Annotated in this window: 3 protein-coding genes; 1 reads left to right on the top strand and 2 read right to left on the bottom strand. The window is 72.5% G+C overall.

Features of this window, described 5'->3' with window-relative positions:
- Both CCS38_RS13375 and CCS38_RS13370 read right to left on the bottom strand, forming a co-directional pair.
- Positions 1 to 2,780, bottom strand: a 2,780-nt coding sequence (locus tag CCS38_RS13375; protein WP_223733465.1) for a right-handed parallel beta-helix repeat-containing protein, incomplete at its 3' end; no start/stop codon positions are given.
- On the bottom strand, positions 2,777 to 8,947 hold the full coding sequence (locus CCS38_RS13370; RefSeq protein ID WP_223733464.1) for a putative T7SS-secreted protein: 6,171 nt from the start codon (positions 8,945 to 8,947) through the stop codon (positions 2,777 to 2,779). The genes CCS38_RS13375 and CCS38_RS13370, both read right to left, overlap by 4 nt.
- Before the next feature lie 230 nt (positions 8,948 to 9,177).
- Here CCS38_RS13370 and CCS38_RS13365 point away from each other — a divergent pair.
- Positions 9,178 to 10,173 (top strand): hypothetical protein (locus tag CCS38_RS13365; RefSeq protein ID WP_223733463.1); only part of this gene is annotated, 996 nt, incomplete at its 3' end.

The following is a 10,173-nucleotide window of genomic DNA, read 5'->3' as shown; positions in this document are numbered from 1 at the left end:
GCCGGGCGGACGGGCCCGCCGGGGCCGGACGGGAGCGCTTGCGGCACGCCAGGGCCGGACAGGCCCCTCTCCGGTATGTCCAGTTCCGGTACGTCCAGTTCGGACAGCGTCCGCAGGTCCGCCTCGGACGGGGAGTCGTTCTCCGCGACGCGGTACGCCTGCCGTTCGGTCATCGCCTGGAACGTCTGCCGGGCCGAGCGTCCGTTGCCGAACCGGCCGTCCCGGGGGACGTGGTCGAAGTAGCCGGTGAGCGTGGCGCGTGCCGCGTCGGTCAGTTCGTACTGGTGGGCCGCCGCGTGCTGCTCCACGATGCGCACCAGGTCCTCGGTGTCGTAGTCCTCGAACAGCAACGTGCGGTTGAAGCGGGAGGCGAGACCGGGGTTGGAGTCGATGAAGTGCTCCATCTCCACCGGGTAGCCGGCGACGATGACCACGACGGCGTCGCGGTGGTCCTCCATCAGCTTCACGAGGGTCGCGACGGCCTCCTGCGCGAAGTCGTTGCCGCCCGAGCCGTTCGCGGGTGCCAGGGAGTACGCCTCGTCGATGAACAGCACGCCGCCCATCGCCTCCATGAAGACGCGCTGGGTCTTCGGCCCGGTGTGGCCGACGTACTCGCCGACCAGCGCGGAGCGGTCGGCCTCCACGAGGTGGCCGCGCTCCAGCAGGCCGACGGCGGCCAGGATACGGCCGTAGAGCCGGGCCACCGTGGTCTTGCCGGTGCCGGGGTTGCCCGCGAAGACCAGGTGGCGGCTGAGCGGCGGCGCCGCGAGCCCGGCCGCCTCGCGGCGCTGCACCATGCGCATCAGCTTCACGAGCGAGGCGACATCCTGCTTGACCCGGTCCAGGCCGATCAACTGCTGCAGTTCGCCGAGCAGTTCGTCGAGGTCCTCCTCGGTGGCCGGGGCCGTGGTCGTGGTGCCTCCGGCCGGGGTGACGCCGGACGCCGCGGTGGCGGTTGCCGTCACGGGCGCCAGCGGTGCGGGCCAGTGCGCGTCCTTGACCTGCCACGAGACGCAGTCGCGCACCTCCGGGTCGGCGCCAGTCCCGGTGCTCAGGTCAGCGTCGGCGTCCTGTACACGGATCCGGGTCAGTACGGGGGTGGCCGCATCGCCCAGGTGGACGGCCGGGTAGCCGGGTGCGGTGATCTCGCAGTCCTCGAAGACGCCGGCGCCCTTGGCGTCCACGATCAGGCCGTTCTTGCCGGCGCGTACGATCCGTACCCGGCTCACGTGCGGGGCGGCGCCGGCCGCGACCACCACCCCGGACCCGGCCACCTCGGTGATCTCCACGTCGCGGGCCCGTACGGTGGCGCCGTCCTGGACCACCAGCCCGGCCGTACCGGCGCGCAGCACCCGGCCGCCGGACAGTTCCACGTCGCCGGCGGGGCCGACACTGAACCCGGCGCGTTCGGCGTCGGTGACCGTGCAGCCGGTCAGGCGGACCGGGCCGCCGGATGCGGCGACGACACCATTGCGGCAGCGCACGACGGACACGTCGGCGGCTTCGGTGCGCGCCGCGCCGGACAGATCGAGGCCGGACATACCGCAGTCGGTGAGGTGCACCTCGGTCAGCGTGAGCCGGGCGTCGGCGACCGCGTGCAGCCCGTGTTCGGGGGTGCGGCCGGCACGCAGCCGGGTCAGCGTCACCTCGGCGGCACCACCGGCGTGCACGGCGCTGAACCGGCAGTCGGTCACCTCGCTGTCGGTGAGCCGGACGGCGGCGGAGCCGGTGACCAGCAGGCCGTTGGCCGCCGAGCCGCGGACGGTCGTGCCGCGCGCCTCCAGTCGCGCCGTACCGTAGGCCGTCAGGGCCGCCGACGTGGTCCGCGTGATCCGGGTGTCGGCCAGCCGCACTCGGGCCCGCTCCCCCGCCGTGGCGCCGGCGCCGCCGCCGTCGCGCAGGACGCAGCCGGCCAGCACGGCGTCGCCGGCCCCGGCGACGTGCAGCGCGTCGGCGCCCGCACCGCTCAGCTCGCAGCCGTACAGCAGCAGTCCGCCCCGGGCCTCCGCCGGGACTGCGGCGTCCGCCGCCTCGTACGGGTCGTCGTCCTGCGGTACGGGCGAGGAGTCCAGCACGCGCACCGCTTCGCCGCCGCAGTCCCGCACCCGGCAGTCCACGAGCAGGGCCGCCGACCGGTCCTCGAACAGCAGCCCGCTGCGGCCCGCGCCGTCGATCAGACAGTCGCGCAGCACGACGCGCGCGCCATCGCGGACCCGCACACCCGAGCCGGTGGCGCCCCTGATCCGGCTGCCGGTCAGCTCCAGCCGGGAGTCGCCGCCCACCACGACGCCGGTGCCCTGGGCGCCTTCCAGGACGCAGTCCGTCAGCCGCACCGCACCGGTGGTACGGATCAGCGCCCCGGCCAGTGCCGCACCCATCAGGCGGGCGCCGGTCATGGTGAGCGCGGCGTCACGCAGCACTTCGAGGCGCCCGCGGCCGGTACCGCCGCCGTGCCAGTGCGTGCTGCCGCCGGACAGCAGGACGGCCGGCTGGTCCGCCGCGCCGCCCCGTACGGTCACCCCGTCCAGCGTCAGCCGGGCACCGGACAGGACTTCGAGGGCAGGGGTGGTGCCGCCGGGCGCGGCGAGGGTGACCCCACCGCCGTCCGCGGCCCGCAGCGTCACGTCCCGTACGACGCGCAGCGTCTCCTCGTACGTCCCGGGTGACATCCGCACTTCGTCGCCCGGGGCAGCGGCCTCCAGGGCCGCGGCCAGCGCGCCGGGGCGGCCGGAGGTCACGTGGTGCACGGTGGCGTCCGGTGCCGCCCGGTCGGTGGTCATTGGATGCCTCCCATGGGCGTGTCCGGGTCGGCGGGGCCCTCGCCCCGGCCCTTGCGCGGGCGCTTGGCGTGGGTGTCGCCGCCCGGTCCGTCCGCACCACCGCGACCGCGCTTGCCGCCCGCGACCGGGCCCGGTTCGTTGTCGGCCACGGTCCAGTGGCCGCCGTCCGGGTAGCGCACGGTGTCCGTACTGGTCGTCCAGACGATCTCCACCGGCGGCAGCCGCTTCTTCCCCTGCTTCGTGGGGGCGACGGTGGTCATGGTGCCGTCGGCGAAAGTGATGTGCAGTTCGCGGCCGAGGGCGTTGGCGTAGTACGTGAGCGCGAGGTCCTCGGCCGTGTTCCTGGCGGGCCGGCTCGTGGAGCCGCCGAGGCCGTCGGGGAGGAATGCCTCGCGGCGCAGCCGCCCGGTGGCCAGGGCGATGGACAGTTCCCGGCCGTCGGTCCCGTGCGTGATCGCGTCATTGACCGCGGCCTCGACCCGGCCCTTGCTGACGGTGCCGCGGTACTCCAGCTGGGCCCGCACGCCGCGCAGGATGTCCTCCGGTGCGGGCAGGCCCAGACGGCCGGGCGCGTTCTCGAAGGCGTGGAGGACCGAGGTCGGCGGCGACTGGTGCGAGGTGTGCACGATGGCGTAGTCGAGCAGGTCCAGGAACCGCGACGGGTCCTCGTTGTGGGCGTAGCCGTGGGTGATGATCCGCAGGTCCTCCTGGCGGATGCCGGCCCGTATCGACGGGTCGCTCGGCAGCCCGGCGGAGACGTTGACCCCCAGCGGGTTGGCGCCGGTGCCCAGCTTGTCGGTCAGCCGCGCGGCGACGTCACGGGGGCGCTCCTGGTCCGGACTCTCGACCGGCCGCAGCGGGTTGTCGTGGTCCGCCGCCTCCGGGGACAGTTTGAAACGGTCGTCACGGACGTCCTTCAGTTCCATCCCGCGCTTGGCGTCCTTGTTCACGACCAGCCGCTCCACGTTCCCCAGCCCGGCGTGGTCCTGGAGCAGCTTGCCGCTCTTGCCGAAGAGCGAGGCCATGATCCGGGAGAGGTCGGTGGGGATGGCGGCCTTCTCGAACTCGGCGACGAAGGCCGTACCGCGGTCGGGCAGGGTGTGGTTGCCGGCGGCTATTTCCCGCTGCGCCTCGCGGTCGGTGATGCCGTCGTCCACCCGCTTGAGCCAGTCGTCCTGGCTCTCGCCCGCCAGCCGCGGGAAGTCGTTCCTGGTCAGGCGCGGCAGGGTGGTGTCCAGTTCCCAGGCGTTGAAGTTGTTGAGCGCCTGGCTCAGGTGGTGGAACTCGGCACCGCCGTCGCCGAACCGCAGCGGCAGCCAGCCGTGCACACCGGGCATGGTGTCCACCAGCGTCGCGGTGGCGTCCACGAACAGGTTGGGCTCGGGCGCGTACGGCAGCAGCGGGTGGCGTCCCGCGATGCCGGTGCGGGCCCGCATGTCCGCGCGCACCCGCAGGTCGAAGGTGTTCCGGTTCTCCGGCGTGACGCGCAGTTCGCCGGGCTGCAGCGGGGTGGCCCTGGCCTTGCCCTTACCCTTCGCCTCGGCGTCGGCCAGGTGCTCGTCGGTCTTGACCAGCAGCGGGTCGGACCGGCCGTTGCCGGGCGGCTCGGGCACCCGGTAGCCGCCGGTCATCATCAGCGGGCGCAGCGGCTCGGCCGACGACGGCTCCCCGGCCCGCTCGACGCCCCGCATCTCGAACTTCTTGTCGAAGTAGTCGAAGATGTGCCGGCCGCTGGGCACGGTGTGCGGGAAGGTGTCGAAGTCCATGAAGGCGAAGTACGGATGGGTACGCCCGGCGCCGTCGGCGCCGCCGGCCATCATCGCGTGCACCATCGACCGGCTGGCCGGACTGGTCATGACGGTGTTGCGGACGGTGCCGAACGGGAACGAGCCGCCGCGCCAGCCGACACCGACGACGGCGACCGGGAAGTCGGCCTGCACGCCGTCCAGGGCATGGCGCACCGCGGCGTTGATCCGGGCCATCTCGCCCGCCGGGCCGTTGACGCCGATCACCACGCCGTACCGCCCCCGGTAGCCGTCCGGCAGACCGGCGGTGACCGCCCGCAAAAAGGCATCGAGCTGCCCGCCGCCGATTTCGTCGTACTTGACGACGGTGTTGACGACGTAGGAGAGCGGGCGCTGCTCGCGGAGGCTGTCGTGCAGGTTGGCCAGGTAGTCGGCGCCGGACAGGGGCCGCTGGTCGAGCCCGTGCAGGCCCTGGAACGCGGTGTTGGCGCGGATGTCGCCCGGCGTGGTGCCGCGGGTGAGTGCGTTGTCCCACCGCAGTCCGGGCATCGGGTGGTTGCCGCCGCCCTGGCCCGAGGGACCGGGCTGTACGTCGGTCATCTCCACGTCGCGCGGCCCGGGGTGCGAGGACGGCGCGCCGCCGAGCGGCCCGACGTACTCCCCGCGCTGCGCACGCTCGGCGGCGATGGCGTTGTTGGCGTCGTCGATCTGCTGCCGGACGGCCTGCGGGTCCATGCCCAGCTCGGCGAGCCGGCTCTCCGCCTGGGTGAACTCGGCACGCTTGGCGCCCAGGTCGTCGAGTGCGTCGAGGGCCGCGGCGGACGGCTTGGACGGGCCGGGCTGATCCGCCTTGGGCACCAGCCGGTCCGCCTTCGCCTGGGCGCCGGCCAGGCCGTACGACGTGCGCTGGTACTGCTCCCAGGCGTCGAGCCGCAGTTCGGCCTCCGGGCCGCTGGTGCCGCCGGTGACGATGTCGTGCCGGGCCCGGTCGCGGGCGCCGCGCCCCGTGCCGGGGCCGGAACCGAGCGGGTCCTCCGGTGCCGGGCGTTGCGGGAAGGGGCTGCCCGGTGCGGGCTGTGGCTCCACGGAGTCCGCCCTGCCCTTGCCCTTGTCGGCGGACGGGACCGCCTGCGTCTCCGGCTGCGGCTGCGGGTGCGGCCGCGGACCGCCGCCGGGGCCGTGTTCGCCGAAGAGGCCGCCGGTGAGTGCGTTGATCTGCTTGCGGGTGCGCGCCGCGTCGATGCCCAGTTCGTCGAGCTTGGCCTCCGCCTCGGCGGCCTCGGCGCGCTTGACGCCCAGGTCGTCCAGCGCCTCGGCCAGGGCGGGCGAGGGCTCGCCCTGGGCGGCGCCCGGCGGCGCCAGTTCGTCCACCTTGCGCTCCGCCTTACCGAGCTGCGACAGCGCGTTCTCGTACCCGGCCCACGCGTTGAGCTTCGCCCCGGCCTCGGGACCGGTCGAACCGCCGAGGATCAGATCGTGCCGGGCACGCAGGCGCTGGTTCATGGCGGCGGCACCGGAGAAGCCGCCGAAGCGGCCGCACGGGGGCGCGGTGGCGGGACCGGTGTCCTTCGGACCGGACGCCGGGGTGGGAGCGGACCCGGCCTTCGGCGCGGGCGCGGGCGTGGGTGTCGGGGTGTGTTCGGTGGCCTTGACCGCGGCCGGTACGGCAGCGGCGTCCGCCGCCTTCGACAAGTCACCGCCCGGGTGGGCGATCAGGTCGAGGGCACTGCGGTCCGCGGTACCGGACGCGCCCGCGCCGTCCAGGTCCGGACGGGCCGACACGCCGGAGGGGCCACTGCCGGAGGCGGCGCTGTGGCCGGTGGCCACGGCCGGCTTGCGGTCGCCGGCATCCAGCAGGCTCATCGCCAGGTCATGCTGGTCGAGGGCCGGTTGAGGAGCCGCCTTGGCCATGGAACCGTTGCCGGACGATGCGCCTGCCTTCGTGCTCGGCGCCGCGTCCGGGCTCTTCGCCCGCAGCGGGTCGTGCACGCCGGCCGTCGCCGGGACGTCCGCCGGGGCCTTGACGGTGTCACGCGGCGGGGGCACCGCCCCGTGGAGGCCGGCCGTCTCCACGTGCGTGCCGGCACCCGTCGGCCGGATCGTTTCCGCCGGGCCGCCGTGCGTACCCGGCACGCCCTCGGCGCCGGGCAGGTGCCGGGTGCCCGCCGGGCTCTGCGTGACCGCCGCGCCCTGAATACCCGTCAGGTCCGTACGCGCCGGGCCGCCGGGTACCGTGTTCGCCAGGTCCTGTGCCGTGAACGTGCGCGTCGCCGCATCACCGATGCGGATGCTGACGCCGTCCCCGTGGAAAGCGGTCACCGCGACGTCGCCCGAGGCCAGCGCCTGCAGTTCGGGGAAGGTCATGTCCTCCAGGGCCTCGCCGTGCCCGGCGGCACCACGGGCCATCGCGTGGCCGTCGCCGATGCCGTGGACGGATCCGGCGTCGAACGAGGTCTCCGGGACGCGGACGGCGGGGGCGTCCGTGTGGGCGAGCGGCGACGCCGCGTGGGTGTCCTTGAGCAGATCGATGGCGGTGTCCGCGGACAACAGCAGGTTGTTGTCCAGGCGGACGTGCCCGGCCGCGAAGTCCGCCTGCTGGATCAGCTGAGTGGCGCCGGAACCGTGGACGTCCGGAACGGTCAGGCCGTTGGCGTGCGTGGTCATGCCGGGTACGCCGGGGGCGGTCACCAACCCCGGCTGGTCGATCTGCTGCACGCCCGCGTGGGTGATGGAGCCGTTGGGCACGGTGATGCCTTGAGGCGCGATGGTGCTGTGCGGTGCGGTGATGCCCTGAGGTACGGAAATGCCCTGAGGCGCGGTGATGCCGTGCGGCACCGTGATGCCGTTGGGGGCGGTACCGCCCAGCCCGTTCGGCGTGAACGCTCCCAGACCGTTCGGCGTGAACGTCCCCAGCCCGTTCGGCGTGAACGTCCCGAGACCGTTCGCCGTGAACGTCCCGAGACCGTTCGGGGTGAACGCCCCCAGCCCGCCGGGCGTCACCGTCCCGGGAATCCCGCCGAGTCCACCGGGCGTGACGAGACCACCGGGCGTGAAGTGCGCGCCCGTAAAACCTCCCGGAAAACCTCCCGGGAAGCCGGCCGCGCCGAGATGCAGACCCGACAGGTCCACGAAGCCGCCCGGCACGAAGGGCGCGCCAGGCCCGCCGACGGGCCGGAACGGCACGAGCGCGCCGGGCCCGCCGAACGCGCCGGTGTGGATGCCGCCGCGCAGCGCCGCGTCCGTACGCCCCGCGTTGGCCAGCAGCGCGTGCAGTTCCGGCTGCTTGATGCCCAGGACCCGCTCGCCGAAGGCGAGCCGCGCGGCGCCGCCGAGGCCCAGGACACCGAGTTCGGTGAAGTCCAGGGGCAGAACGGTGGCGGTGGCGATCCGCCCACCCCGCCCGAGGTTGACCTTCGCGTACGCGCCGATCTTGGCCCAGCTGCCGTCGAGGTGACCGGTGAACGTCGCCCAGTCCTTGGCGAAGTTGCCCGCCAGGGAGTCCCAGCCGCCCTTGGCGAGATTCCCGAGCCCCTTCACCCCGTTGACGATATTGAGGGCAGGCGCCGCGTGGGCAGCGATGACCATGGGCGCCACCACGACCTTGGGCATGCCGTGCAGCGAGGAGAAGTGGCCGATCTCCGCGAAGATGTTCTTCCCGGCGCCGGCGACGCCCTCGAAGCCGCCCTTGAGGACGCCGCCCAGGCCCTTGACGATGGAGCCGACCGGCAGCGCCTTGGTGGTGGGGAAGAGCACGCCGAGAAAGGCGAGGCCGAGCTCCAGGCCGCTCGCCTTGCCCTGGCTGAAGTCGACGATGGTCTTGATGAGCAGGACCGCGTTCATGCCCCAGGCGAGGACCGCGAGGACGCCGCCGGTGAAGATGGCGATGACCGACAGGACGATGGTCAGCCATTCGAAGGCTTCCCAGAACATGTCGCAGTCGCTGACCGGCTGCACCATCAGCGACCCGGCGGCGGTCAGCGCCTTGTCCAGGGTGCTCGCCGCGTTGCTGAGCGCGGTCTTCGCCTCGTCGGCCCGGTCGATGTGAGTCTGCCGCTGCGGGTCGTCGTCGGCCAGGCCCTGGATGGCGGAGAGCGCCTGGTCGGCATCGCTCTGCGCGTCGGTGACGGCGGTGGCGTACGTACGCAGTGCCGCCTCGGCCTGGTGGAAGGACTCCTCGACATGGCCGACGAAGTTGTGCAGGTGGTCGTCGACCATGTCGCGCAGCTGGTCGGCGGTCTTGCCGATGAAGCGCTGACCGTCACCGGCGGTCTGCTGGAGCGCCTTGAGGCCGTTGTTGATGGTGCCCGCGTTGGTGGCGAGGTCGCGCATCGCGTCGGCGATGGCCGTGATGGCGGCGGCGTCGCCCGGGGTCGGATCGCCGTCGAGGCCGAGAGCACCCCAGTCTCCGGGACGCGTAGCCAAGCCTGTTCCTCTCCCGCGGTAGACCGTTCACAGGTGTCACTGCCGACGCGTCCGGCTCACCGGAGGCATAGGACACCACACCTACGTTTACGTATCTGCGGCCCGATCGGTTCACAGTGTGAACGACATCACTTCGGTCCCCTTCACCGGTACTCGGGTGAACCGATTCGCTTTCCGTTGCGTTTGACCAGTGGAGAGAAGTGATCTCCGACCGCGCGAAGGGTGTGACCGTGACCGACATAGCCGTTGACTACGAACTGCTCAACGACGTCGCGCAGAAGGCCGGCAAGCTCAAGGACGAGGTCAAGCAGGCCCGCGAGAGCAAGCAGGAGTACTCGGTCGACGAGGTCGGCACCCGGGTGGCGGTCGCGGCGATCCGCAAGTACTACTCGACGTGGAAGGGCTCCTTCAAGCGCTCCGAGGAGAAGCTGGAAAAGCTCAAGAACCTCTACGAGGGCGTGGCGAAGAAGTGGGCCGACTGGGACTTCGACCTGGCCAACAAGGCCGCCAAGCAGAGCGCTTCGATCGCCTCCGACCTGTGGAACGCCCGCAACGACGAGTGGAACGCCTGGCACGAGTCGGTCGAGAAGGCCAAGAAGGAGTACCCGGACCTCGACCCGTCGATGTTGCCGGAGGAGCCCGAGAAGCCCGGTGAGCGCCCCGACGAGTGGACCACCGACGACGGGCACGGCAACAAGACCACCACGACGTACGAGTACGGGCCGGACGGCAAGCCGACGAAGGTCACCACGACCATGGAGACCAACACGGGCCTGAAGGCGACCGACACCACGAACTACCACGCCGACGGCACGTACGACTCGACCTCGACGGACGTCTTCGGCAGCGTCACGAACACCTCCGGCACGTCCAGCACTTCCGAGACGCCGGAGCACAAGACCACCACGGACGACTTCACCAGCAAGACGAAGGACACCGAGGGCAACGAGAGCACCACCACCGGTACCACCACCTCGGTCACCGACCAGAAGACCGGCCATCGCGACACGAAGACCACCTACACCACCGTCGGTCCCGACGAGGACGGCAACGAGCAGACGGTGACAGGTACCACCCACTCCTCCGTCGATCTCGACGGCCACGAGGTGACCACCACCATCGAGGTCAACGAGGACGGCAGCGGCACCAAGACCGTGGTGACCGACGGCAAGACGGAGGAGTGGACCAGCGACGACGCCGAGGGGGACACCGGCTGGACGCCGAAG

The organism is Streptomyces purpurogeneiscleroticus (genome assembly GCF_020024005.1).
Taxonomy (GTDB): Bacteria; Actinomycetota; Actinomycetes; order Streptomycetales; family Streptomycetaceae; genus Streptomyces; species Streptomyces purpurogeneiscleroticus.
Note: the sequence above shows the minus strand (reverse complement) of the source record. Positions and strands in the feature narration are given on the sequence as shown.